We start from the raw sequence: 24772 nt of genomic DNA, 5'->3' as shown, positions 1-24772 counted from the left end.
CAACTAGTTCGATGACCACGGAGACCGACCATGAGTGCAGACCACGTCGAGGTCGAGCCCGCCCAACTGTGGGCAACTGCGCGAGCTCTTTCGGCGATCAACGATCTCTCGCATACCACCTTGCGTGATCAGGACGGCGTGTTGGCGACGTGTGCAGCCGGCTGGGCGACGCGCTCGGCAGTCGGGTACGCCGATTTCACAACGCAGCTGGCCGACTTCACGGCAGCCTTGTCGAGCCGCCTCGATCATCTCGAATCCACCACCCGCGCGGCAGCCGCCCGCTACGAGAACACCGATAACGACTCTGCCCGACGGATTGCCACGGCAATCGAGGGCACACTGAACCTATGATCCGGTGCCGCGAATCATGACCGCTAGCCTCGTCGGTCGTCGACACCCCGTGACGTAGCATCGACCGCGTGACCGACGCCACCGTTTCACGTGCGCTGCGTGTGCTGGTCTATTCCGATGACGCCGACACGCGTGCGCAGGTCATCGGCGCACTCGGCACCCGTCCCGACCCGGCGATACCCGAGCTGAGTTTCATCGAGGTGGCCACCGCGCCGATGGTGTTCGCCCAGCTCGACGCCGGCGTCGTCGACGCCGTGATCGCCGACGGGGAGGCCACGCCATCGGGCGGGATGGGTGTCGCCAAACAGATGAAGGATGAACTCGATCCGTGCCCGCCGACGCTGGTCCTGCTCGGCCGCGCCGACGATCGGTGGTTGGCCGACTGGTCACGCGCCGACGCGACGGCAACCCTGCCCGTCGACCCGATTGCACTGCCTGCAACCTTCGTCGCCATGGTGAAGAAGTTCTTGTCCTGACCCGGCGTCTTGGGACGCCCGACCCATTTCTGCTCACCGGGTCCCGGCGACATGTCGTCGAAAAGTCGCAACCTGCATCACACCGTCTGTAGGCTTGTGGTGTAGCTCACAACAGCCTCGGCTACGGGGAGGCCATCCGCCTATGAACGCTTACGTACCGATCATGGTGCTGGGGGCGATCGGTGCGGCCTTCGCGGTGTTCTCGGTGTTCATCGCGGTCGCCATCGGCCCCAAGCGGTACAACCGCGCGAAACTCGAGCCGTACGAATGCGGGATCGAACCCGTCGAACAGAGCCTGGTGTCGACGAGCGTCGCGTCGTCGGGCGCCCGCCAACGCAGCGCCGGCGCGGTGGTCACCGGCCCGGTCCACCGGGTGCCGGTGAAGTACTACCTGACCGCGATGCTGTTCATCATCTTCGACATAGAAATCGTCTTCCTCTACCCCTGGGCGGTCGCTTTCGACGCCCTGGGCTGGTTCGGTCTGCTCGCCATGACGCTGTTCATCGTCAACGTCTCCGTCGCCTACGCATACGAGTGGCGACGCGGGGGTTTGAGCTGGGACTGACCGGAGGGGACGCGACTTATCAACCACGGCAAGGAGGTACGCGATGGGACTCGAGGAAAGACTTCCCAGCGGATTCCTGCTGAGCACCGTGGAGGAGCTCGCCGGGTTCATGCGCAAAGGGTCGCTGTGGCCGGCCACGTTCGGGCTCGCCTGCTGTGCCATCGAGATGATGGCCACCACCTCCGGACGCTACGACCTGGCCCGATTCGGCATGGAGGCCTTCCGCGCATCACCCCGACAGGCCGACCTGATGATCGTCGCCGGGCGGGTCAGCCAGAAGATGGCTCCGGTGTTGCGGCAGATCTACGACCAGATGGTCGAGCCGAAATGGGTTCTGGCGATGGGAGTTTGCGCCTCGTCGGGCGGCATGTTCAACAACTACGCGATCGTGCAGGGCGTCGACCACGTGGTGCCCGTCGACATCTACCTGCCCGGTTGCCCGCCGCGCCCGGAAATGTTGCTCAACGCGATCCTCAAACTGCACGAGAAGATCCAGGAGATGCCGCTCGGCGTCAACCGCGACGAGGCCATCTGGGCCGCCGAACGCGCCGCCCTGCAGGCCACCCCGACGATCGAGATGAAGGGGCTGCTGCGATGACCGGCCCCCGCGATGGTTCCCCCGACGATCCCGAGGTCATCGGCGTCCGACACGGCTTGTTCGGCGCCCTCGGCACCGGCGACACCTCCGGATACGGCGGCCTCATCGCACCGATCACCCTGGACGCCAACAGTTCCCGCCCATACGGCAGCTACTTCGACGAGATTGCCGATCTCCTGGAGACCGAACTCTCCGACGACTACTCCGACGCGATCGAGAAGGTCGTCGTCTTCCGTGACGAGATGACACTGCACGTGAGCCGGACCCATCTACGGCAAGTAGCCCTGCTGCTGCGCAACCATCCCGACCTGCGCTTCGAGTTGTGTCTCGGCGTCAACGGGGTGCACTACCCCGATGACGCCGGCCGCGAACTCCACGCCGTCTACCCGCTGACATCCATCACCCACAAACGTCGACTCCGGTTGGAAGTGTCTGCGCCCGACGCGGATCCGCACATTCCGAGCATCTGCGACATCTACCCCACCAACGACTGGCATGAGCGCGAGACCTACGACTTCTTCGGCATCATCTTCGACGGCCACCGCTCCCTGACGCGCATCGAGATGCCCGACGACTGGGAGGGTCACCCGCAGCGTAAAGACTATCCGCTGGGTGGGGTTCCGGTGGAATACAAGGGAACCCGCGTGGCTCCCCCGGATCGTCGGAGGTCCTACAACTGATGACCGACACCACCACCGGGCATGCGCCCGGTCCCAAGGCGACCCGCACGTACACCGTGACCGGGCAGGACTGGGAACAGATCGTCTCCGACGTCCGCACCCGCGCCGAACAACAGCCCGGCGACGAGCGCATCGTGGTCAACATGGGACCGCAGCACCCCTCCACCCACGGGGTGTTGCGCCTGATCCTGGAGATCGAGGGCGAGACCGTCACCGAGGCCCGCTGCGGAATCGGCTACCTGCACACCGGGATCGAGAAGAACCTCGAGTTCCGCAACTGGACGCAAGGTGTCACCTTTGTGACCCGGATGGACTATCTGTCGCCGTTCTTCAACGAGACCGCGTACTGCCTGGGTGTGGAGAAGTTGCTCGGCATCACCGACGACATCCCCGAGCGCGCCACCGTCATCCGGGTGATGATGATGGAACTCAACCGCATCACCTCCCACCTGGTGGCACTGGCCACCGGCGGGATGGAACTCGGCGCGGTGACCGCGATGTTCCTCGGGTTCCGCGAACGCGAGATGATCCTCGACCTCTTCGAGCTCATCACCGGACTACGCATGAACCATGCCTACATCCGGCCCGGTGGGGTCGCACAGGACCTCCCGTCCGACGGGGTCGACAAGGTGGCCGAGGTGCTCGAGATCCTGCCCGGACGCCTCGACGAACTCGGGGACCTGTTGAACGACAACTACATCTGGAAGGCACGCACCCAGGGCGTCGGATACCTCGACCTCACCGGCTGCATGGCGCTGGGCATCACCGGACCCGTCCTGCGGTCCACCGGCCTCCCGCATGATCTGCGAAAGTCGCAGCCGTACTGCGGATACGAGAACTACGACTTCGACGTCATCACCGACACCACCTGTGACTCGTACGGCCGCTACCTGATTCGGGTCAAGGAGATGCGCGAATCCATCAAGATCGTGCGCCAATGTCTGGAGAGGCTGCGGCCCGGACCGGTGATGGTGGCCGACCGCAAGATCGCCTGGCCGGCCGACCTGGCCCTCGGGCCCGACGGTCTCGGGAACTCGCCGGAGCACATCGCCCGCATCATGGGTACCTCGATGGAGGCGTTGATCCACCACTTCAAGCTGGTGACCGAGGGCATGCGCGTGCCCGCCGGCCAGTGCTATGTGGCGGTGGAATCCCCGCGCGGGGAACTCGGCGTGCACATGGTCTCCGACGGCGGCACCCGCCCGTACCGGGTGCACTATCGCGACCCGTCGTTCACCAATCTGCAAGCGGTGGCGGCGATGTGCGAGGGCGGCATGGTGGCCGACGTCATCACCGCCGTAGCCAGCATCGACCCGGTGATGGGAGGGGTGGACCGATGAGCGAACCCGTATTCGTCGAGCTGAGCGTGGACCCGCCGGTCGAGCGGCCCGCCCCGACCCTGCCCGCGCCGGCGCCGACGATCACCTTCGACGGTCCGGTCGAGTACCCGCCGGATGTCCACGAACGCCTCGCCGCCGAGGCCGCCGCCATCATCGCCCGCTATCCCCAATCACGTTCTGCCCTTCTCCCGCTGCTGCATCTCGTACAGTCCGAGGACGGGTTCATCACCCGCGCCGGAATCCTTTTCTGCGCAGCCCAACTCGATCTCACCGCCGCACAGGTGGCCTCGGTCGCGACCTTCTACTCCATGTATCGCCGCAACCCGACCGGCGAATACCTCATCGGAGTGTGCACCAACACCCTGTGCGCCACCCTCGGCGGGGACGACATCCTCGGATCGGTGTGTGAGCATCTCGGCATCGACCCCGGCGACACCACCGCCGACAGCCGCATCACCGTCGAACACGTCGAATGCAACGCCGCCTGCGACTTCGCCCCCGTCGTGATGGTCAACTGGGAGTTCTTCGACAACCAAACCCCGGACACCGCCATCGAACTCGTCGAGGACCTGCGCGCCGGCGTACCCACCGAACCATCCCGGGGTACCGGTAGCCTCTGCTCCTTCCGGCAGACGGCGCGTACTCTCGCGGGTCTGCCCGAGGGCCCAACGAGCCCCCTTACGCTCCCTGAGGTGCGAGGCGCCGTCCTGAGGAGCGAGGAACGAGCCTCGAAGGGAGCGCTAGCGACGAGCCTCGAAGGGCCCCGCAACCAAACCACCCCCACCACCCAAGCCGCAGAGCCGGAAACCATCCCCGTCCTCTCCCGCCACTGGCAGGAGCCCGACTCCTGGACCCTCGACAACTACCTGCAGCACAACGGCTATCAGGGTCTGCGCAAGGCCCTCGACACCCCACCCGACGACATCATCGAACTCATCAAGGCCTCGGGCCTACGTGGCCGCGGTGGCGCAGGATTCCCGGTCGGGATGAAGTGGTCGTTCATACCCCAATCCGACGATCCCGACGCCCCACCGCACTACCTCGTCGTCAATGCCGACGAGTCCGAGCCGGGTACCTGCAAGGACATGCCGTTGATGTTGGCGAGCCCGCATTCGCTGGTCGAAGGCGTGATCATCGCCGCCTACGCGATCCGGGCGCACCACGCCTTCATCTACGTCCGCGGGGAGGTTGCCTCGGTGATCCGTCGGCTGCGGACCGCCGTCGACGACGCTTATGCCGCAGGCTATTTGGGTCGTGACATCCTCGGCTCCGGTTTCGATCTCGAGCTGGTGGTGCATGCGGGTGCCGGCGCCTACATCTGCGGAGAGGAGACCGCGCTGCTCGACTCCCTGGAGGGCCGGCGTGGGCAGCCCCGGCTGCGGCCACCATTCCCCGCGGTAGCGGGTCTCTATGCCAGCCCGACGGTGGTCAACAACGTCGAATCCATTGCGAGCGTGCCGCCGATCATCCGCAACGGCGTCGACTGGTTCCGGTCGATGGGCACCGAGAAGTCACCCGGATTCACGCTGTACTCGCTGTCCGGACACGTCGAACGTCCGGGACAGTACGAGGCCGCGCTCGGCGTCACCCTGCGTGAGCTCCTCGACCGCGCCGGCGGCGTCCGGGCCGGACATCAGTTGAAGTTCTGGACACCGGGCGGGTCATCGACGCCGCTGCTGACCGCCGAGCACCTCGACGTCCCGCTCGACTACGAGGGCGTGGGTGCCGCCGGATCGATGCTGGGCACCAAGGCTTTACAGATCTTCGACGAGACCACCTGTGTGGTGGGGGCGGTGCTGCGCTGGACGCAGTTCTACGCCCACGAATCCTGCGGCAAATGCACCCCCTGCCGCGAGGGCACCTACTGGCTGGTGCAACTACTGAAGAGACTGGAAACCGAGGGCGGCACCACCGCCGACCTCGACACCCTCGCCGACGTCACCAACAGCATCGTCGGCAAGTCGTTCTGCGCCCTGGGTGACGGCGCGGGCAGCCCGATCGTCTCCTCCCTGAAATACTTCCGCGACGAGTACGACGCCCACCTGGCGAGCGGCTGTCCCTTCGAGGCTCGCTTCGCTCGCACCTCAGGGAGCGGATCGCAGGGAGGTCAGCGATGACCCTCACCCACGGCAACGAGCCCACCACCGAGGCCGACAACCTCGTCGGTATCACCATCGACGGCCAGGAGATGCGGGTCCCGAAGAGCACGTTGATCATTCGGGCCGCCGAGCAGATCGGCGTCACCATCCCCCGGTTCTGCGATCACCCGCTGCTCGACCCGGTCGGCGCATGCCGACAGTGCCTCGTGGAGGTGGAGGGACAGCGTAAACCGTTGGCATCGTGCACCACCACCGTCGCCGACGGCATGATCATCCACACCCAGCGCAGCTCCGAGGTCGCCGAGAAGGCGCAACGCGGCGTCATGGAACTGCTGCTCATCAACCATCCCTTGGATTGTCCGGTGTGTGACAAGGGTGGCGAATGCCCGCTGCAGAACCAGGCGATGTCCACCGGACGCTCGGAGTCCCGTTTCGACGGCATCAAACGCACCTTCACCAAGCCGGTTCCGCTGTCGTCAGAGGTCCTACTCGACCGTGAGCGCTGCGTCCTCTGCGCCCGCTGCACGCGGTTCTCCACCCAGGTGGCCGGCGACCCGCTCATCGAACTCGCCGATCGCGGTGCGCTGCAACAGGTCAGCATCTACGCCGACGAGCCCTTCGACTCCTACTTCTCCGGCAACACCGTGCAGATCTGCCCGGTCGGCGCGCTGACCGGCGCCGCCTACCGATTCCGGGCGCGCCCCTTCGATCTCGTCTCCACGCCCAGCGTCTGCGAACACTGCGCGAGCGGCTGTTCGCAGCGTACCGATCATCGACGCGGAAAAGTGTTGCGGCGCCTGGCTGGCGACGATCCGGAGGTCAACGAGGAGTGGAACTGCGACAAGGGTCGCTGGGCGTTCACCTACACGACGTCCGCCGACCGGATCACCTCGCCACTGCTGCGCCACCGCGACGGTGACCTCCGTGAGGTGTCGTGGGCGCAGGCCCTCGGCGCCGCGGCCCAGGGGATTCGCGACGCCGCCCGCGGCACCGGGGTGCTCACCGGGGGCCGGCTCACCGTCGAGGACGCCTACGCCTATTCCCGGTTCGCGCGAACGGTGCTCGGCACCAACGACATCGACCTGCGCGCCCGGCCGCATTCGGCGGAAGAGGCCGAGTTCCTCGGCGCGGTGGTCGCCGGGTCGCCGATGCGCATCACCTACGATGACCTGTCCGCGGCTCCCGCGGTCCTGCTCGTCGGTTTCGAACCCGAAGAGGAGTCGCCGATCGTGTTCCTGCGGCTGCGGCGTGCGGTCCGCACCGCCGGGCAGAAGGTGTACGCGCTGGCGCCGTTCGCTTCTCGCGGTCTTACCAAACTCGACGGTCTGATCCTCTACACCACCCCCGGCGCCGAAGCCGATCATCTCGCGGCAGACGCCGTTGCCGACGCGGTCTCCGCACGCGGCTCGGTCATCCTCGCCGGCGAGCGACTCGCCGGCTCTCCCGGGGCGCTACGTGCGGCCGCTGATCTCGCCGCCCGGACCGGTGCCGGCCTCGCCTGGATTCCGCGGCGCGCGGGTGAGCGTGGCGCCCTCGAGGTGGGCGCAATGCCCGGGATCCTGCCGGGCGGGCGGCCCGTCGCCGACGACGATGCCCGCGCCCAGATCTGCTCCGCCTGGGGCGTCGACGAACTGCCCGCGCAGCCCGGCCGCGACACCGCCGGAATCCTGGAAGCTGCCCGCTACCATGGCCTCTCGCTGCTGGTCGGTGGCGTCGACCTCGACGACCTACCCGATCCGGCCGATGCCGCTGCCGCACTGGAGGCCGCACCCTTCGTGATCAGCCTCGAACAGCGCCACAGCAGCGTCACGCGGTTCGCCGACGTCGTGTTCCCGGTCGCGGCCGTCCCGGAGAAGTCCGGCACCTATGTCGACTGGGAGGGCCGGCCCCGGGCCTTCACCACGGCCCTCGCCGACACCGGGCACCTCGCCGACCATCGGGTCCTGGATGCGCTCGCCGCCCGGCTCGACGTCGAATTGCGGTGTGACACCCCCGAAACGATCCATCTGGATCTGAGCCGGATCGGCGCCTGGACCGGACATCGTCCGCTGATCGACCGGGTAGCGGCGCAACCGTCACGGGCACCGGCATCCGGGCAGGCCGTACTGGCCACCTGGCACCAACTGCTCGACCTGGGCCGCTTGCAGGACGGCGAACCCCACCTCGCCGGCACCGCGCGTCGCCCCGTGGCCCGCCTCTCCGCGACCACCGCCGCGGAGGCCGGTGTCGCCGACGGCGGTGATCTGCGGATCTCCACCACCGACGGCAGCATCGCCCTGCCGGTCGCCATCACCGACATGCCCGACCGCGTCGTCTGGGTGCCTACCAATTCACCCGGCTCCCAGGTGTACCCGAACCTGCGGGCCCGGGCCGGCGACCTGGTGGCCCTCTCCCCCGCCGGAGGTGTCCGGTGACCGCACCACTCGCCGCCGACTTCCCCACCCTTGCCGACTTCGGCCACGATCCCTGGTGGCTGATCCTGATCAAGGCGGTCGCGGTCTTCGCCTTCCTCGTCGCCAACCCACTGGTCGCGATCCTGCTGGAACGCAAGATCATGGCGCGCATGCAATCGCGCATCGGTCCCAACCGGGTCGGCCCGCGCGGTGCGCTGCAAAGTCTTGCCGACGGTGTGAAACTCGCTCTGAAGGAAGGGATCATCCCCAGCGGCGTCGACAAGATCATCTACGTGCTGGCACCGATCATCGCGGTGGTACCCGCGGTGATGGCGTTCGCGGTGATCCCGTTCGGCCCGATGGTCTCGGTCTTCGGTCATCGAACCCCGTTGCAGCTCACCGACCTTCCCGTCGGAGTTCTCTACGTCCTGGCCATCACCTCGATCGGTGTGTACGGCATCGTGCTGGCCGGCTGGTCATCGGGCTCCACCTATCCGCTGCTCGGCGGTCTGCGGTCCACGGCACAGGTGATCTCCTACGAGATCGCGATGGGCCTCACCTTTGCCGCCATGTTCCTCGACGCCACGACGATGTCCACGTCGGGGATCGTCGCCGCCCAGGACCGGCACTGGTACGTGCTGATCCTGTTGCCGTCCTTCGTGATCTACGCGATCTCGATGGTCGGCGAGACCAACCGTGCGCCCTTCGATCTGCCGGAGGCCGAGGGCGAGCTGGTCGGTGGCTTCCACACCGAGTACTCGTCGTTGAAGTTCGCGATGTTCATGCTCGCCGAGTACATCAACATGGTGACGGTGTCGGCGCTGGCCACCACGATGTTCCTCGGCGGATGGATGGCGCCGTGGCCGTTGAGCGCCTTCGACTGGGCCAATTCCGGTTGGTGGCCGATCCTCTGGTTCACCCTCAAGGTCTGGGTCTTCATGTTCGTGTTCATCTGGCTGCGCACCAGCCTGCCCCGGCTGCGCTACGACCAGTTCATGAATCTCGGGTGGAAGGTCCTCATCCCGATCTCGCTGGCCTGGGTGATGGTGGTCGCCGTCATCCGCGCGGCCACCACCGACGCGAGCGAGCTGACCCGCGCGCTCATCTCGGCCGGCGCCGGGATCGTCGTCACCGCACTCATCTGTTACGCCATCTGGCGGTCCATGCGACTGCCCGATCAGCCCGACGAGATCGATTCGGCCGGTGAGACGTTCGACCCGATGGCCGGCGGGTTCCCGGTGCCGCCATTGCCCGGCCAGGTGGCCACCCGCCCGTCCGGGAGCAAACCCCCGACACACAAGGAGATGACCGATGCCTGATTTCCTCAAGCCGGTCAGCGGACTGGGAGTCACCTTCAGCGGGATGTTCTCCCCGACCATCACCGAGCAGTACCCGGAGCAGAAGGAACCCACCGCCCCCCGCTATCACGGTCGCCACCAGCTCAACCGCCATCCCGACGGGCTCGAGAAGTGCATCGGCTGCGAGTTGTGCGCGTGGGCATGCCCGGCCGACGCCATCTACGTCGAGGGCGCCGACAACACCGACGACGAACGTTATTCTCCCGGTGAACGATACGGCCGCGTCTACCAGATCAACTATCTACGCTGCATCGGCTGCGGCCTGTGCATCGAGGCCTGTCCCACCCGTGCTCTCACGATGACCAACGACTACGAACTCGCCGACGACAACCGCGCCGACCTCATCTATGAGAAGGACCGTCTGCTCGCCCCGATGCCCGACGACGCGCAGCCACCCCCGCACGCGATGGCGCCCGGTTCCACCGAGGAGAACTACTACCGCGGCGAGATCACCCCCGACGGCCAGGTGGCACCCCGATGACGGCGCTGCTGGCCGCCGAACTGACCCGCACCTCCACCGGTGAGGCCGTGCAGTTCTGGGTGCTCGGCGGCGTGGCCGTCCTCGGCGCGCTCGGCGTCGTCTTCGCCACCAAGGCCGTGTATTCGGCCATCTTCCTGGCCACCACCATGATCATCCTGGCGATCTTCTATGTCGCGCAGGGGGCGCTGTTCCTCGGCGTCGTGCAGGTGGTGGTCTACACCGGCGCGGTGATGATGCTGTTCCTGTTCGTGCTCATGCTGATCGGCGTCGACTCGTCGGATTCGCTCGTCGAAACCCTTCGGGGACAGCGGTTGGCGGCTGCGGTCATCGGGCTGGGCTTCGGCATCCTGCTCATCGCCGGTATCGGTACCGCGAGTGTGGCCACCTTCGCCGGCGCACCCGCGGCAGGTGGTTCCAGCACGGCCGGCGACGGCAACGTCGAGGCGATCGCCGAACTGATCTTCGTGCAGTACCTGTGGGCTTTTGAACTCACCGGCGCCCTGCTGATCACCGCGACACTCGGTGCGATGGTGCTTGCGCACCGGGAACGCTTCGGCCCGCGCATGAGTCAGCGCGAACTGTCGGTGGCGCGGTTCCGTCAGGGCATCGACATGACGCCGCTGCCCAGCCCCGGCGTGTATGCCCGGCACAATGCCGTCGACGTGCCCGCGCGGCTGCCCGACGGGTCACCGGCCCGGCTGTCGGTCAACGCCACCCTGGTGACCCGCGACCACGATCTGGGTCTGCGTATCGACCCGTCCTCGAACCCCACCACCCCACCTGCCTCCGACGAGGTGCAGCGATGAATCCGGAGAACTATCTGTATCTCTCGGCGTTGCTGTTCACCATCGGCGCCGCTGGGGTCCTGCTGCGCCGCAACGCGATCGTGGTGTTCATGTGCGTCGAGCTGATGCTCAACGCATCGAACCTGTCGTTCGTGACCTTCGCCCGCATGCACGGATCGTACGACGGTCAGGTGATCGCCTTTTTCACGATGGTGGTCGCCGCCGCGGAGGTGGTCGTCGGGCTGGCCATCATCATGACGATTTTCCGGTCCCGACGGTCGGCGTCTGTCGACGACGCGGATCTGTTGAAACGGTGAGGGATTAGGAGGCCCGGTGACCATCGATCAGACGGCGTCACTGCTCTGGTTGTTGCCCGGTTTGCCGTTGCTCGGTGCGGTGGTGCTGCTCATTGCCGGCCGCGGCTCGGACCGGTGGGGCCACCTGCTCGGCACGGCGCTGGCCCTCGCCTCCTTTGTGTTGGGGTTGGTCATGTTCGTCGGGATGCTGTCCCGGTCGACCGACGAGCGCGCCGTGAGCCACACCCTGTTCACCTGGATTCCCGTCGCAGAACTGCACGTGGACTTCGGGTTTCAGCTCGACCAGCTGTCCATGTGTTTCGTCCTGCTGATCACCGGTATCGGGTCGCTGATCCACGTCTACTCCATCGGCTACATGGCCGACGACCCCGACCGGCGGCGATTCTTCGCCTACCTCAACCTGTTTCTCGCCGCCATGCTCGTGTTGGTCCTGGCCGACAACTACCTCGGTCTCTACCTGGGCTGGGAGGGTGTTGGCCTGGCATCGTATCTGCTGATCGGCTTCTGGCAGTACAAGCCGAGTGCGGCCACCGCCGCCAAGAAGGCGTTTGTGGTCAACCGCGTCGGCGACATCGGACTGGCGATCGCGCTGATGATCATGTTCGCCACCTTTGGGGCGGTGTCGTTCACCGCGGTCTTCGACGGCGCCGGTCAGGCGGGCGAGACCACGCTCACCGCACTGGGTTTCATGCTGTTGCTCGCGGCGTGCGGCAAGTCGGCGCAGGTGCCGCTGCAGTCGTGGCTGGGCGACGCGATGGAGGGCCCCACCCCGGTGTCGGCGCTCATCCATGCCGCCACCATGGTGACCGCAGGCGTCTATCTGATCGTCCGGTCCGGACCCATCTTCGATCTCGCCCCACACGCGCAGGTCGGTGTGGTGGTGGTCGGGGCGGTGACACTGCTGTTCGGCGCGATCATCGGCTGCGCGAAGGACGACATCAAGAAGGCTCTCGCCGCGTCGACGATGAGTCAGATCGGCTACATGGTGCTCGCGGCCGGGTTGGGGCCTGCCGGTTACGCATTCGCCATCATGCACCTGCTCACGCATGGCTTCTTCAAGGCCGGGCTGTTCCTCGGCGCCGGGTCGGTGATGCACGGGATGAACGACGAGACCGACATGCGCCGCTACGGCGGTCTGCGCAAGCTCATGCCGATCACATTCATCACCTTCGGCGTCGGCTATCTCGCGATCATCGGGGTGCCGCCGTTTGCCGGCTTCTACTCCAAGGACCACATCATCGAGGTGGCGTTCGCCTCCGGCGGGGTCAAGGGTCTGCTGCTCGGTGGCGCCGCCCTGCTGGGTGCCGGCATCACCGCCTTCTACATGACCCGGGTGGTGATCCTGACGTTCTTCGGCGAGAAGCGCTGGCACGACGGCACCGACGCCCCCGCGCCGCATCCGCATGAGTCGCCGTCGGTGATGACGGCGCCGATGGTGCTCATCGCGATCGGATCGGTAGCTTCCGGCTTCTTCCTGGCTTTCGGTGGGGCGCTGGAACACTGGCTGGAGCCTGTTGTGGCCGCCGGGAGCGAAGCGAGCGGGGCCGGTGTCACCGGTGAAGATCACGCGGAACTCGGGATACCGGTGTGGGCGATGACCGTGATCATCCTCGTCGTCGTGGCCGTCGGGGTGGGAATCGCTTACTGGCAGTACGCCACCCGCGCGGTCCCGGAGATCGCGCCCGACGACGTCTCGGCGCTCACCGTCGCCGCTCGCCGCGACCTGTACGGTGACGCCGCCAACGAGGCCCTGCTGATGCGTCCCGGGCAGCACGTCACCGCCGGGCTGGTGGAGGTGGAGAACTCCGGTGTCGACGGTCTCACCAGCGGGGTGGGGGCGGGGATCGCCGGGCTGTCGGAGCGAATACGCGGCTGGCAGAGCGGCTACGTGCGGTCCTACGCACTGTCCATGTTCGCCGGTGCCGCGGTGATCACGGCTCTCGTGATGGTGGTGAATGTGCTGTGAACACACCATGGTTGACGATTCTGTGGGTCGCCCCGGCGATCGGTGCGCTACTGGTGCTGGCAATCCCCAACCGGCGCCCGGAGATCGCCAAGGACATCGCTCTCGCCGTCAGCGTGCTCGTCCTGGTACTCGCGATCGGCCTCGCCGTCGGATTCGACCCGAACGGTGCGCGCTATCAGTTCGTCGAAGACCACAGTTGGATACCCGCTTTCGGCACCCGATACGCGTTGGGGCTCGACGGGATCGGTCTGGTCCTGGTGTTGCTCACCGCCGCGTTGCTGCCGCTGCTGATCCTCGCCGGGTGGCGCGACGCCGACGAGGCCGGATCGCTCGACGCAGCCGGCGGCCGCGTGCAGAAGACGCCACACACCTACTTCGCGCTCACCCTTGCGGTCGAGGCCATGGTGCTGATGAGCTTCGTCGCCCTCGACATCCTGCTCTTCTACATCTTCTTCGAGGCCATGCTGATCCCGATGTACTTCCTCATCGGCGGCTTCGGCAACGGGCCCCGACGATCCGCCGCAGCAGTGAAGTTCTTGCTGTACAACCTGTTCGGTGGGCTGATCATGCTGGCCGCAGTCATCGGCCTGTATGTGGTGACGGTGCAGCAGGGGGTCGGTCACAACGGTGCGGGCACCTTCTCACTGCGCACCATCTCCGACGCGGTGGCCGCCGGCGACATCGACTCCGGCACCGGCCTGGCGAAGCTCTTGTTCCTCGGCTTCATGTTCGCCTTCGCGGTCAAAGCGCCACTGTGGCCGTTCCATTCGTGGCTGCCCGACGCCGCGGTGGCGGCCACCCCGGCCAGCGCGGTGTTGATGATGGCGGTGGTCGACAAGGTCGGCACCTTCGCGATGTTGCGCTTCTGCCTGCAACTGTTTCCCGATGCGTCGCAGTACTTCGCGCCGCTCATCTGCGCGCTGGCCGTCATCGGCATCATCTACGGCGCCGTGCTCGCCATCGGGCAGACCGATGTCATGCGGCTGATCGCCTACACCTCGATCTCACACTTCGGGTTCATCATCCTGGGCATCTTCGCGCTCACCAGCCAGGGCCAGACCGGCTCGACGCTGTACATGGTCAATCACGGCCTGTCGACGGCCGCGCTGTTCCTGATCGCCGGATTCCTGGTGTCGCGGAGAGGAAGCCGCCTCATCGCCGACTACGGCGGTGTACAGAAGGTCGCTCCGGTGCTGGCCGGAACGTTCCTCGTCGCGGGCCTGGCGACGCTGTCGTTGCCCGGTCTTGCCCCGTTCATCAGCGAATTCCTGGTGCTGATCGGCACGTTCACCCGCTACCCGATCGCCGCGATCATCGCCTCTGGCGCACTGGTGTTGTCCGCCATCTACATCCTGTGGACCTACCAGCGGATGATGGGCGGCCCGCCGAAGCTGTCTGACGTGCGCGCCTCGTCGATGCGTGACCTCGCCGGACGTGAACTGGTGGTGGTGGTTCCACTGATCGCTCTGCTCATCGCGCTCGGCGTCTATCCAAAACCCCTGCTGGACATCGTCGATCCGGCGGTCGGGCACACCTTGACCACCGTCGGGGTGCATGATCCCCCACCCGCCGTAGCCGACTCGCCCCCGGGAGGACCGCGATGACCCAGAGCGCGCTCGCCGCCATCACCCCACCCAGCGTCGAATATGCTGCGCTGTCACCGATGCTCATCGTTTTCGGCGTCGGTGTCGTCGGCGTGCTGGTGGAGGCCTTCGCCTCCCGCAAGGTCCGCTACCCGGCACAGGTGGTGCTCTCGCTCGGCGGTCTGGTCGCCGCCTTCGCAGCGCTCGTCGCGGTCGCCGACTCCGAGAGTTCCGGCGGCGATGGACAGTTCGCGATGTCGGGGGCCGTCGTCGTCGACCGTCCTGCACTATTCCTCCAGGGACTCCTGCTGCTGGTCGCCGTCGCCGGTGTCGCGTTCATGGCCGAACGCCGACTCGAACGCGTTGTCGCGCCCGCGCTTCAGACCGTCGGTACCGGCGCGGGCACCGACGCCGACATGTTCACCCCGTCGGGCGCGTCGGTACCCAACACCGAGGCGGAGTTCGAGGCCACCCGCGCCGGGGCGGTGACCACGGAGGTCTTTCCGCTGACGATGCTCACCGTCGGCGGCATGATGCTGTTCCCGGCGTGTGGCGACCTGCTGACGATGTTCATCGCACTCGAGGTGTTCTCCCTGCCGCTGTACCTGCTGTGCGGATTGGCGCGACGCCGGCGCCTCATCTCCCAGGAGGCGTCACTCAAATACTTTCTCCTGGGCGCCTTCTCGTCGGCCTTCTTCCTCTTCGGCGCAGCCTTGGCCTACGGTGCATCCGGTTCGCTGAACCTGTCACGCATCGGCGAATCGGTCACCGCCACCACCGCATCCGGTGGCGACAACACATTTGCCCTCATCGGCCTCGGCATGCTGGCGGTGGGATTGCTGTTCAAGGTGGGGGCCGTCCCGTTCCACGCGTGGATTCCCGACGTCTATCAGGGCGCTCCCACCCCGGTGACCGCGTTCATGGCCGCGGCCACCAAGATCGCCGCCTTCGGCGCGCTGCTACGCGTGTTCTACGTGGCGTTCCCGGCACTGCACGACCAGTGGAAGCCGGCCCTGTGGGCGGTGGCGATCGCGACGATGCTCGTCGGCGCGGTCATGGCGGTCACCCAGACCGACGTCAAACGCATGCTCGCGTACTCCTCGATCACGCACGCCGGCTTCATCCTGCTCGGCGTCATCGCCTTCGACGACGCCGGGCTGGCCGCCACGCTGTTCTACCTTGCCGCCTATGGTTTTTCGACGCTCGGCGCGTTTGCGACCATCGCCGTGGTCCGCGAGCCGGACAACACCGCCGCAGACAATCCCACCTCCCTGCGCTCGCAGATCAGCCACGGCCAGCAGGCACGGCTCCCGGTGTCGCGCAGTCCGCATCTGTCCGGCCGCGAGGCCACCAACCTGTCCCAGTGGGCGGGCCTCGGAAGACGTTATCCCCTTGTGGGCGCGATGTTCTCGATGTTCCTGCTGGCCTTCGCCGGCATCCCGCTCACCAGTGGCTTCATCGCCAAGTTCGACGTGTTCGCCGCGGTCGCCGGCACCGGCGGGGGTGTGCTGGTGGTGATCGGCGTCATCAGCAGCGCCATCGCAGCCTACTTCTACGTCCGCATCATCGTCGCCATGTTCTTCCACGACGTCCCCGTCGACGCCCCGCACGTGGTGAAACCGAGCATCTTCACCACCACCGGCATCGCCGTCTGCACCGTCGTCACCATCGCCCTCGGCGTGTTCCCCCAGCCGCTCCTCGACCTCACCGAACACGCCGCCACCTTCCTGCGCTGACCGCTCCCCTCAACCCACCCTCCCCGTTGGTTGAGTAGCGACGAGCGAGCTTGCGAGCCCGACCCCCTTTGCTGGTTGAGTAGCGACGAGCGAGCTTGCGAGCCCGACCCCCTTTGCTGGTTGAGTAGCGACGAGCGAGCTTGCGAGCCCGACCCCCTTTGCTGGTTGAGTAGCGACGAGCGAGCTTGCGAGCCCGACGCGTATCGAAACCACCAGCGACCCAACAATGTCCGCAACCACCCGACAGGCATCGCACACAATCGGCACACCACCGATGAGTTCCACCGACGCCCACGGTCTACCTGATTGCCGACGTAGCCACGCTACGAAGAAGGACAGCACAATGCCGCAATACTTCCTCACCGTTCCCCACGACAGCGCCGACGAGCCGACCATGGAGTCGATGCAGGAGATGGACCCGACCGACCTGGAACGACTCATGGCCGAGACCACCAAGCTCAACAATGATCTCACCGAGTCGAAGGTGCTCGTCCATGCCGGCGGACTGCACCCGCCGTCGTCGGCCATCATGGTGGACGCCACGTCGACACCGCCCACCCACACCCCCGGACCGTTCGTCGAGGCGGACCAGTACGTCGGTGGCTTCTGGATCATCGACGTCGCCGACGAGGCGGCGGCACTCCAGTGGGCGGAGCGTTGCTCCGCCGCTGTCGGAGGCGCCATCGAGGTCCGAGCCTTCCAAGAACCGCCGCAGTGAAACTGTGTATGAACAACCGGTGAGCACCGCGTGACCCCGGATTGCGTTGGGCGCCAGCGTCACTTACGTTCAGCCCATGCACTGGGGTATGCGGCTCGTCCGCCGTTCCACGATCCTGCTCTCCGGCGTCGCCGCCGCGACTCTCGTGGGTGCACCACCGCCGTCGGCCGTCGCCGCACCTGGTCCCACCGCGGCGTCGTTCGACCTGCAAGCCCACCGCGGTGGTCGGGGTGAACACACCGAGGAGTCTTTGCGTGGCTTCGAGTCCGCACTACGACTCGGCGTCAGCACCCTCGAACTCGACATCGTGCTCACCCGCGACCTCCAGCCCATCATCTGGCACGATCCGACCATTCAGGCCGACAAGTGCCGTGACACCGCTCCGGCGACGCCCGGCGATCGGCAGTTCCCTTACGTCGGGAAGGTCGTACACGATCTGACGTACGCTCAGATCGCCACCTTGCACTGCGACAAGAATCTCGCCGACTATCCCGATGCGAAACCCGTTGTCGGGAACCGGATCGCGCGCCTCGGCGATCTGTTCGCGCTCACCCGGAAGCTGGGCGCCAAGCACATCGGCTACAACATCGAGACCAAGATCGAGGCCGAGAAACGCTGGCAGTCAGCAACTCCCGAACAGTATGTGGGTGTCATCGTCGCCTCGGTACGCGCCGCGGCATCGGCGCAGGGTGCACCCATTCGGGCGACGATCCAGAGCTTCGACTGGCGCACTCTGCCCATCGTCGCGCGCATCGCTCCCGACCTTCCGCGAGTTGCTCTGTGGGACACCACCACCTGGAAGCCGGGGTCACGTTGGTTGGGTCCGGTCTCGTACGCCGGCGTGCGTGGCGACGTCATCAACGGCGCGCGTCAGGTCGCATCGATCCTGTCCCCGGACTACGACCTGTCCACCAAGGTGCTCGTGACACGTGCACATCGGCTGGGACTCAAGGTCATTCCGTGGACGGTCAACGATCCCGCGGCGATGAACGCCCAGATCGATCTCGGTGTCGACGGCCTCATCACCGACTACCCCACCCGGCTTCGCACCATCCTGCGTGAGCGCGGCATGCCGCTGCCCGCGCCCGTGCGCTGACGGATCTTGACAAAACCTTAGCGCCCGAGTCCTTCCTTCTTGACGCACACCGCGGGTAGACCGAGTCCTGAGACACTGCTGGACGTTCTTCCGTCGTTGAAAGGTCTCTGGATGCACAAGTCATTCGATCCGCAGGTGTGGCGGCTCGCCCTCTCCTGCAACGGTTCCGACGTCCGCGTCGGCGAGGTGTCCCTGCGTGCCGAGTCATGCCGTCGCAAGGTCGCCTTCTATCTCGACGACCAGGGCGAACCCGTGTGCCAGTCATTGTGCCCACCGGACCGCATCTTCCCGGTCCTCGTCACGCGCATCGTCGCCGCGCACATCACCGCCGACCGCGCCGTCCTGCACGTCGACGCCACGCTACCGCTACACTGCGCCATCGGCGACGTCGCCTTCCCCGGAAACGAACTCGCCGGAGCGCGCATGATGGACGTGACCGTCGTCGACGCCTCCGGCCATCGTCGAACCGTGCATGCCGAGATCCCGTCGCAGGTGACCGTCACCGGAACCGTCGCGCTGGCGTTGCGCGCGGTCCGTCAGCCCGCCACCGCGGTCACCAGCGTCTGGCCCGACCGGCTGAGTACTACGCCAGCTCGACCAGGTGGTCTCCCGTTAGGCGGCGGATGACGCTGTCCGGCAGAGTCGCTTTGGGTGCCGCCTTGGCACGCGTCGGTCCCAGGCCGGGCGGTGGTGATCCAAACCCCGCACCGCGCACCGCGCACCGCGCACCGACGCTACTCGTCGCCGGCGCCGGCTCGTGCCGCTTCAACCCGCTGTCTCGTCGACGCTGGGCAACCGCCATCCGAAGGTCGCCGTCGGCGGCACGTCCTTGGCGAAGAGCCGGGCCGGCCGGCCGCCGGCTGCGCGGGTCACCGGTGTGCCCGCGGCGTCGACCTGCGGTGCCAGCAGCGGCTGCACGCGACGGTTGAACGAGTCGCGCATCAGCTTGCGTCCGAGGATTGCCTCATGCAGTTCCCGCAGTTCAGACAGGGTGTAGGGGGGTCGGAGCAGGTTATCCGGGTCGGGTTTGTCCTCATAGCGATCGCGCAAACTGTCGGTGGCCGCTGCGATGATGTGGTCATGGTCGTAGAGCAACCGCTCCCCTGACGCCAACCGACCGTCCGGCGTCACCGGCACCAGCTCACCGACCACATCCGTCAGGTCCCCGGCCGGGATCGCGACGGCATGCGCGATCGAGATCGTCCACCCCCGGGGATCGCGATCAGGATCACTGAAGACCGCGAGCAGATGCGGCCGGATGTGATCGGGCGAGAGCCCCAGCTTGAGCTCGAGTACCTCGCGCACCGTCTCCTCGACGGTGCGTCGTTCGCGGACGAACCGGCCCGGCAACGCGGCACGGCCCGACGCATCGTGCTGCACGACGACCTGCAACCCACCGCTCTGCACGGTGAGGACAGCGATGTCGACGGCGACGCTGGGACGCGGGTAGTCGGTCAGTCGATCGGAGGATCTCGCAGCCACAGGTTGACTGTATGCGAGAAATCGCGCAAAGTAGTAATCGCAGATCCGCGCAAAGGAGAATCCCATGAAGTTCACCGCCGCCCTCGACGTCGACGTCGTCGCGCACGAATCCGCCGACGAGGTGACGGTTCTCCTGGAAATCGTTGCCCCCGAGGGGAAGGTCACCGACCGCGCGCCGGCAGCCCTGCAGGTGGTCCTCGACCGCAGTGGTTCGATGTCGGGCCCACCGCTGGCCGGGGCGCAACGCGCACTCGCCGGAGTGATCGGCCAGCTCGATCCCCGCGACGTCTTCGGCGTCGTCACCTTCGACGACGACGCGCAGGTCGTGCTGCCCGCCGCCCCGCTCGCTGACAAGGCGCGGGCAGTCGACGCGGTCGGGTCCATCGTCCCCGGTGGGTGCACCGACCTGTCGTCGGGCTACCTGCGCGGACTCCAGGAACTGCGTCGGGCCACCGCATCCGCGGGCATTCGAGGCGGGACCGTCCTGGTCATCAGCGACGGCCACGTCAACCGTGGAATCCGCGACCTCGATGAGTTCGCGAGCATCACCGCCAAGGCCGCCGCCGACGGCATCATCACCTCCACCCTCGGCTACGGACGTGGCTACGACGAGACACTGCTATCGGCAATTGCTCGTTCCGGCAACGGAAATCACGTCTTCGCCGACGACCCCGACGCTGCCGGCGCGGCCATCGCCGGCGAGGTCGACGGCTTGCTGTCCAAGTCGGCGCAGGCGGTCACGCTCACGGTCCGCTACATCCAGAAGGTGACCGAGTTGTCGTTGTACAACGACCTACCCGCGCACCAGATCGGCGACGGCGAGGTGATGATCGAACTGGGTGACCTCTACGCCGCCGAGGCCCGAAAGCTGTTGTTGCGCATGAAGGTCGATGCCCTCGCATCGCTGGGACTGGCCCAGCTGGCCATGCTGGAGCTGCGCTACGTGCAAACGGCGACCCTCACCGAACACACGGTGACACTGCCGATCTCGGTGAACGTCGTTCCCGGTGACGAGCTCGGCACCCGCGTCCCCGACCCGACGGTCGTCTCCGAGAAGCTGTATCAAGAGGGCCAGGCCGACAAGCTCCGCGCGTCACGCGCCTACGAGGCGGGTGACCTGGGCGCCGGAAATGCGTTGCTCGCCACCGCGAGCAGCAAGATTCGGTCCGCGATGATGGCGGCCCCCGCAGCAGATCACGCAGCATTCGACGACGAGTTGAGCATGATCGACGGCCTCTCGGCGCAGGCCGTCACGGCCGGTTCGGCCTACGCTTCCAAGATGTCTCGGGATTCCTACCATGCGGGCAACCGCAAGCGAGGTCGCAAGCGTTCATGACTCTGACCCCCGATCAACTCGACCGCGTGCTGGGCGCCGTCCTCGGTTCCGCCGTGGGCGACGCCCTCGGCGTGCCCTACGAGTTCCGACGTCCCGTGCTCGCCGACAACGAGTATGCCGAGATGATCGGCGGTGGCCTCGGCGACTACGCACCCGGCGAGTGGAGCGACGACACCTCCATGGCCGTGCCCATCCTCGAGGTCGTCGCCACCGGTGCCGACCTCAGCTCCGACGACGCACTCGACGCCGTCGCGGCGGGGTTCCTGCGCTGGTACGACGACTTCAGCGGCGATCCGCCGGACATCGGCAACCAGACTCGCGCGCTGCTGGCCGCCACCCGGCACCGCCTGGACACCGAACCCGGCGGGCGGCCCGGTGTCGTCATGCGCGCGGAGTCACTGGCCTTCGCCGAGGCGCACCCGCGATCGGCGGGCAACGGAGCGCTGATGCGTACCACGCCGGTCGCTCTCGCCCACCTCGACGATCGGGAGGATCTCGCCCGATCGGCCCGCATGATCGCGGAGCTGACACACGCCGACGTCTTCGCGGCCGACTCGTGCGTCCTGTGGTGCGAAGCGATCCGCGTCGCGATCCTCGACGGCCACATCGACATTCGCGCCGGAGTCGACCTCATCGACGACAACCGGCGCAGCCGGTGGCGGCAATGGCTGGACTCACTCCACTCCGACGACCCGAAGAGCTTCTCCCCCAACGGGTACACCGTGACTGCTCTGCAAGCGGCCGGGTCCGCGATCATCGGCACCACGAGGGACGATCCGTCACATCTGCCCCACGCCTTGCACGCCGCCATCCGGATCGGCGACGACACCGACACCGTCGCCGCCATCGCCGGCGGACTGCTCGGCGCACGCTGGGGCGCCAAAGCAATCCCGGACGAGTGGCGCTTCGCGGTACACGGCTGGCCGCTCCGCGCGCACGGCCCGACGACGGCGCAGGACCTGACCGACCTCGTCCACCAACAACGGCGCTACGCAGTACGCGGAATTGAATAACGCGCAGGAGATTGCCCATCGGCAAGAGAGTTCAGTACAGAACTCACAATGTGCGCTCGAGAACGGTTGTGCCTTAACATATCTGGCGTGGGTGGGCGGGGATTCTACGGTCGACGGTCGGTGTGTGGCGTTGCTGTGACCCTGACAGCGGGTGCACTACTTGTCGCCGGTTGCTCAGACGAGGCTTCGGTCGGCGCCCCGAGCACCCCGGCCACCATCGCCAACATCGACCTCCCCGAACCCGCACAGGTCTGGGTCGAAGGAGAACCGATCCCCGGCCTCGACGAAACCAACCTGTGGTGCACCCGCCCGGACGGCGCCGCCACCTTCCGCCTCAAGGGCACCGACACCTCGGGCGACGGCACCGAAATGTTCGTCACCGATCTCACCAACAGCAATCCACCGCAGCTCGTGCGCACCACCTTCGAGATCGACGGCGTCCGCTACGTCACCGAACCGGACCGCAACAGGGGAAGCGCCGAGGTCGAGGTGAACGGCAACACCTACACCGTCACCGGCGTCGCGGTCGACGCCGACACCCACACGGTCAGCAAGGCCTACGAGGCCGTCTTCGGTTGTTACCGGTAGAGGCGACCAGCGCCAACCCACCTGCCGACCGAACAATCCCCATCCGCTGGCCGAGCTGGTCGCCCCCATCCGCTGGCCGAGCTGGTCGCCCCCATCCGCTGGCCGAGCTGGTCGCCCCCATCCGCTGGCCGAGCTGGTCGCCCCCATCCGCTGGTCCAGCCGGTCGCCCCATCCGCTGGTTGAGCCGCGACGGACGAGCCTGCGAGTCCGCAGCGTGTCGAAACCACTAGCGAGACAACACTGTTCGCAACCACAAGGCTCTTCGATGGGTACGGACATGTTGGGCTCGCCAGTGGTTTCGACGCGGCTCGGACTCGCGGGCGCTCGCCCGTGCCGGCTCAACCATGGCTCAACCAGCAGTGAGGACTCGGGACGGCTTGATCCGTCCCGGTGTTTCCGGAGGGTTCGTCTCAAGGGAGAATGAAACCTATGGCAGTGGCAGGATCGAAGCGATACTCGGATGAGTTGAAGCGCGACGCGGTGGACATGGTCGAGCAGTTGGTGGCTCAGGGGTCCACCGAGTGGGCGGCGATGGGCAAGACTGCGGATTTGCTCGGAGTCGGCTCGGCGGAGACGGTTCGCCAGTGGGTGCGCAAGGCGCCGTCGGGCGCCGCCAGCGCGCCAGCCAAGGCCGATAGCGAGGAGATTCGACGACTCAAGCGCGAGGTGGCCGAGCTCAAACGAGCGAACGGGATCCTGAAGGCGGCGTCGGCTTTCTTCGCGGCCGAGATCGACCGGCCACACCGCTAATTGTGGAGTTCATCCGCACTCACCAGGGACACCAGGTGGGTGCGGATGGCCTTGTCTGGGGCGTCGATTCGATGTGCGCCGTGCTCTGCGAGCATGGTATCCACATCGCCCCGTCCACTTACTATGATCACATCAACCGCGGGCCGAGCGCCCGCATGTTCGCCGATGCGCAGGTCATCGATGCGATCTTCGCTTTGCGCCGGAAGCGACCGCTGATGCGGGTTCTGGGTTCACGCAAGACATGGATAGTATTGCGCAGCAGTGGTATTGATGTTGCTCGATGCACTGTTGAACGAGTGATGCGGGAGATGGGATGGCATGGCGCGAGTAAGAAGAAGCGAGTGCGTACGACCATCCCTGATGCGGCAGCGTCGCGGCCGGCGGATCTGGTCGACAGACAGTTCTATGCTGCGGCACCAAATCGGTTGTGGGTAGCCGATTTTACCTACTGCCGCACCAAGTCGGGGTGGGCGTACACGGCGTTCGTCATCGATGTGTTCGCCCGCAAGATTGTCGGCTGGAAAGTGGCCTCGGAAATGACAGTGAACCTGGTTACCGATGCCATCAACAACGCGATAGACAACCGAAAGCGTTGCGGTGTAGTTGATTTAACGAGACTCATACACCATTCAGACGCGGGATCGCAGTACACAGCGATTGTGTTCGGGCAGCGGTTGGCCGAGGAAGGCATCGCGGCTTCTATTGGCAGCGTTGGGGATAGCTACGACAACGCGCTCGCGGAGTCGGTGAACTCTGACTACAAGAACGAACTCGTCGACAACCAGCCGCGATTTCACGGCGCGACCGAACTGTCACTGGGCACGGCCGAATGGGTGGCGTTCTACAACCGTGAACGCCCACACAGTTACTGCGACGACCTCACCCCCGACCACGCTGAGCGACTCCATTACGATCACATGCGCACCCTCAATCCGGAGGGGGCACTCACAACCTGAGCTCTCCGGAAAAGCCGGGGTGGATCAGCTCAACCAGCAGTTGGGGCTCGGGACGGCTCAACCAGCAGTTGGGGCTCGGGACGGCTCAATCAACAGATGGTGGGC

At 66.4% G+C, this 24772-nt stretch carries 23 protein-coding genes; 22 read left to right on the top strand and 1 reads right to left on the bottom strand.

Translation table 11 applies throughout. The annotated features are described in order from the left end of the window. Positions 1–30 precede the first annotated feature (30 nt). The 18 genes from GBRO_RS01975 to GBRO_RS01890 all read left to right on the top strand — a co-directional run bounded on the left by GBRO_RS01975 (position 31) and on the right by GBRO_RS01890 (position 19169). Complete coding sequence (locus GBRO_RS01975) at positions 31–351, top strand: WXG100 family type VII secretion target (protein ID WP_012832326.1); 321 nt, start codon at positions 31–33, stop codon at positions 349–351. 68 nt (positions 352–419) lie between these two features. After that, entirely contained in the window at positions 420–827 is a 408-nt protein-coding gene (locus GBRO_RS01970) for a hypothetical protein (protein ID WP_012832325.1), read from the top strand. Positions 828–969: 142 nt separating this feature from the next. After that, positions 970–1392, top strand: a complete 423-nt coding sequence (locus GBRO_RS01965; protein WP_012832324.1) for an NADH-quinone oxidoreductase subunit A — start codon at positions 970–972, stop codon at positions 1390–1392. A 43-nt stretch (positions 1393–1435) separates the two neighbouring features. Continuing rightward, positions 1436–1990, top strand: coding sequence for a NuoB/complex I 20 kDa subunit family protein (locus GBRO_RS01960; RefSeq protein ID WP_012832323.1), 555 nt, complete (start codon positions 1436–1438; stop codon positions 1988–1990). Next, positions 1987–2670 (top strand): NADH-quinone oxidoreductase subunit C, encoded by a 684-nt coding sequence (locus GBRO_RS01955; RefSeq protein ID WP_012832322.1) that lies wholly within the window; start codon positions 1987–1989, stop codon positions 2668–2670. The genes GBRO_RS01960 and GBRO_RS01955 overlap by 4 nt, the downstream gene beginning before the upstream one ends. Then, positions 2670–4010, top strand: a complete 1341-nt coding sequence (gene nuoD, locus GBRO_RS01950; protein WP_012832321.1) for an NADH dehydrogenase (quinone) subunit D — start codon at positions 2670–2672, stop codon at positions 4008–4010. The genes GBRO_RS01955 and nuoD overlap by 1 nt, the downstream gene beginning before the upstream one ends. Further along, on the top strand, positions 4007–6127 hold the full coding sequence (gene nuoF, locus GBRO_RS25045; RefSeq protein WP_012832320.1) for an NADH-quinone oxidoreductase subunit NuoF: 2121 nt from the start codon (positions 4007–4009) through the stop codon (positions 6125–6127). The genes nuoD and nuoF overlap by 4 nt, the downstream gene beginning before the upstream one ends. Then, positions 6124–8523, top strand: a complete 2400-nt coding sequence (locus GBRO_RS01940) for an NADH-quinone oxidoreductase subunit G (RefSeq protein WP_012832319.1) — start codon at positions 6124–6126, stop codon at positions 8521–8523. Before nuoF ends, GBRO_RS01940 begins: the two co-directional genes overlap by 4 nt. Further along, a complete protein-coding gene (gene nuoH, locus GBRO_RS01935; protein ID WP_012832318.1) occupies positions 8520–9821 on the top strand; it encodes an NADH-quinone oxidoreductase subunit NuoH in 1302 nt (433 codons plus the stop codon). The genes GBRO_RS01940 and nuoH overlap by 4 nt, the downstream gene beginning before the upstream one ends. Beyond that, positions 9814–10341 (top strand): NADH-quinone oxidoreductase subunit NuoI, encoded by a 528-nt coding sequence (nuoI, locus tag GBRO_RS01930; RefSeq protein ID WP_012832317.1) that lies wholly within the window; start codon positions 9814–9816, stop codon positions 10339–10341. Before nuoH ends, nuoI begins: the two co-directional genes overlap by 8 nt. Next, a complete protein-coding gene (locus tag GBRO_RS01925; protein ID WP_012832316.1) occupies positions 10338–11147 on the top strand; it encodes an NADH-quinone oxidoreductase subunit J in 810 nt (269 codons plus the stop codon). The genes nuoI and GBRO_RS01925 overlap by 4 nt, the downstream gene beginning before the upstream one ends. Further along, positions 11144–11443 (top strand): NADH-quinone oxidoreductase subunit NuoK, encoded by a 300-nt coding sequence (gene nuoK, locus GBRO_RS01920; RefSeq protein WP_012832315.1) that lies wholly within the window; start codon positions 11144–11146, stop codon positions 11441–11443. The genes GBRO_RS01925 and nuoK overlap by 4 nt, the downstream gene beginning before the upstream one ends. Before the next feature lie 16 nt (positions 11444–11459). Next, complete coding sequence (nuoL, locus tag GBRO_RS01915; RefSeq protein ID WP_012832314.1) at positions 11460–13409, top strand: NADH-quinone oxidoreductase subunit L; 1950 nt, start codon at positions 11460–11462, stop codon at positions 13407–13409. After that, positions 13406–15013 carry an NADH-quinone oxidoreductase subunit M gene (locus GBRO_RS01910; RefSeq protein WP_012832313.1) on the top strand — a complete coding sequence of 536 codons (1608 nt, stop codon included), beginning with the start codon at positions 13406–13408 and terminating at the stop codon, positions 15011–15013. Before nuoL ends, GBRO_RS01910 begins: the two co-directional genes overlap by 4 nt. After that, on the top strand, positions 15010–16728 hold the full coding sequence (gene nuoN, locus GBRO_RS01905) for an NADH-quinone oxidoreductase subunit NuoN (protein WP_012832312.1): 1719 nt from the start codon (positions 15010–15012) through the stop codon (positions 16726–16728). The genes GBRO_RS01910 and nuoN overlap by 4 nt, the downstream gene beginning before the upstream one ends. Before the next feature lie 343 nt (positions 16729–17071). After that, complete coding sequence (locus GBRO_RS01900) at positions 17072–17446, top strand: YciI family protein (RefSeq protein WP_012832311.1); 375 nt, start codon at positions 17072–17074, stop codon at positions 17444–17446. An 88-nt stretch (positions 17447–17534) separates the two neighbouring features. Beyond that, positions 17535–18542: a glycerophosphodiester phosphodiesterase family protein gene (locus tag GBRO_RS01895; protein WP_041919673.1), complete on the top strand. Its 1008-nt coding sequence runs from the start codon at positions 17535–17537 to the stop codon at positions 18540–18542. A gap of 111 nt (positions 18543–18653) precedes the next feature. After that, a complete protein-coding gene (locus tag GBRO_RS01890) occupies positions 18654–19169 on the top strand; it encodes a hypothetical protein (protein ID WP_012832309.1) in 516 nt (171 codons plus the stop codon). A gap of 138 nt (positions 19170–19307) precedes the next feature. On the opposite strand, the gene GBRO_RS01885 is transcribed toward GBRO_RS01890, so the two are convergent. Next, positions 19308–20024: an NUDIX hydrolase gene (locus tag GBRO_RS01885; protein ID WP_012832308.1), complete on the bottom strand. Its 717-nt coding sequence runs from the start codon at positions 20022–20024 to the stop codon at positions 19308–19310. Positions 20025–20088: 64 nt separating this feature from the next. Between GBRO_RS01885 and GBRO_RS01880 the strand changes: the two genes are divergently transcribed. The 4 genes from GBRO_RS01880 to GBRO_RS01860 all read left to right on the top strand — a co-directional run bounded on the left by GBRO_RS01880 (position 20089) and on the right by GBRO_RS01860 (position 24667). Next, positions 20089–21360, top strand: coding sequence for a vWA domain-containing protein (locus GBRO_RS01880; RefSeq protein WP_012832307.1), 1272 nt, complete (start codon positions 20089–20091; stop codon positions 21358–21360). Further along, the gene (locus tag GBRO_RS01875) at positions 21357–22373 is read left to right on the top strand and encodes an ADP-ribosylglycohydrolase family protein (protein ID WP_012832306.1); all 1017 of its coding nucleotides are present in this window, start codon (positions 21357–21359) and stop codon (positions 22371–22373) included. The genes GBRO_RS01880 and GBRO_RS01875 overlap by 4 nt, the downstream gene beginning before the upstream one ends. Positions 22374–22508: 135 nt before the next feature. Beyond that, entirely contained in the window at positions 22509–22961 is a 453-nt protein-coding gene (locus GBRO_RS01870) for a lipoprotein LpqH (RefSeq protein ID WP_012832305.1), read from the top strand. A 435-nt stretch (positions 22962–23396) separates the two neighbouring features. After that, positions 23397–24667 (top strand): IS3 family transposase gene (locus GBRO_RS01860; protein WP_085950389.1). Its coding sequence is split into 2 segments (ribosomal slippage): positions 23397–23673 and positions 23673–24667, totalling 1272 coding nucleotides; the frame shifts between segments, so codons are not numbered across the junction. Positions 24668–24772 lie beyond the last annotated feature (105 nt).

The organism is Gordonia bronchialis DSM 43247 (assembly GCF_000024785.1).
GTDB classification, from domain to species: domain Bacteria; phylum Actinomycetota; class Actinomycetes; order Mycobacteriales; family Mycobacteriaceae; genus Gordonia; species Gordonia bronchialis.
Note: the sequence above shows the minus strand (reverse complement) of the source record. Positions and strands in the feature narration are given on the sequence as shown.

What these genes read in the sequence shown, in the direction of transcription:
- GBRO_RS01975 (WP_012832326.1), top strand. Translation starts at nt 31, where the DNA reads ATGAGTGCAGACCACGTCGAGGTCGAGCCCGCCCAACTGTGGGCAACT.
- nuoI (WP_012832317.1), top strand. Translation starts at nt 9,814, where the DNA reads ATGCCTGATTTCCTCAAGCCGGTCAGCGGACTGGGAGTCACCTTCAGC.
- GBRO_RS01895 (WP_041919673.1), top strand. Translation starts at nt 17,535, where the DNA reads ATGCGGCTCGTCCGCCGTTCCACGATCCTGCTCTCCGGCGTCGCCGCC.
- nuoD (WP_012832321.1), top strand. Translation starts at nt 2,670, where the DNA reads ATGACCGACACCACCACCGGGCATGCGCCCGGTCCCAAGGCGACCCGC.
- GBRO_RS01925 (WP_012832316.1), top strand. Translation starts at nt 10,338, where the DNA reads ATGACGGCGCTGCTGGCCGCCGAACTGACCCGCACCTCCACCGGTGAG.
- nuoF (WP_012832320.1), top strand. Translation starts at nt 4,007, where the DNA reads ATGAGCGAACCCGTATTCGTCGAGCTGAGCGTGGACCCGCCGGTCGAG.
- GBRO_RS01875 (WP_012832306.1), top strand. Translation starts at nt 21,357, where the DNA reads ATGACTCTGACCCCCGATCAACTCGACCGCGTGCTGGGCGCCGTCCTC.
- GBRO_RS01880 (WP_012832307.1), top strand. Translation starts at nt 20,089, where the DNA reads ATGAAGTTCACCGCCGCCCTCGACGTCGACGTCGTCGCGCACGAATCC.
- GBRO_RS01890 (WP_012832309.1), top strand. Translation starts at nt 18,654, where the DNA reads ATGCACAAGTCATTCGATCCGCAGGTGTGGCGGCTCGCCCTCTCCTGC.
- GBRO_RS01955 (WP_012832322.1), top strand. Translation starts at nt 1,987, where the DNA reads ATGACCGGCCCCCGCGATGGTTCCCCCGACGATCCCGAGGTCATCGGC.
- nuoN (WP_012832312.1), top strand. Translation starts at nt 15,010, where the DNA reads ATGACCCAGAGCGCGCTCGCCGCCATCACCCCACCCAGCGTCGAATAT.
- GBRO_RS01960 (WP_012832323.1), top strand. Translation starts at nt 1,436, where the DNA reads ATGGGACTCGAGGAAAGACTTCCCAGCGGATTCCTGCTGAGCACCGTG.
- GBRO_RS01965 (WP_012832324.1), top strand. Translation starts at nt 970, where the DNA reads ATGAACGCTTACGTACCGATCATGGTGCTGGGGGCGATCGGTGCGGCC.
- GBRO_RS01940 (WP_012832319.1), top strand. Translation starts at nt 6,124, where the DNA reads ATGACCCTCACCCACGGCAACGAGCCCACCACCGAGGCCGACAACCTC.
- GBRO_RS01900 (WP_012832311.1), top strand. Translation starts at nt 17,072, where the DNA reads ATGCCGCAATACTTCCTCACCGTTCCCCACGACAGCGCCGACGAGCCG.
- nuoK (WP_012832315.1), top strand. Translation starts at nt 11,144, where the DNA reads ATGAATCCGGAGAACTATCTGTATCTCTCGGCGTTGCTGTTCACCATC.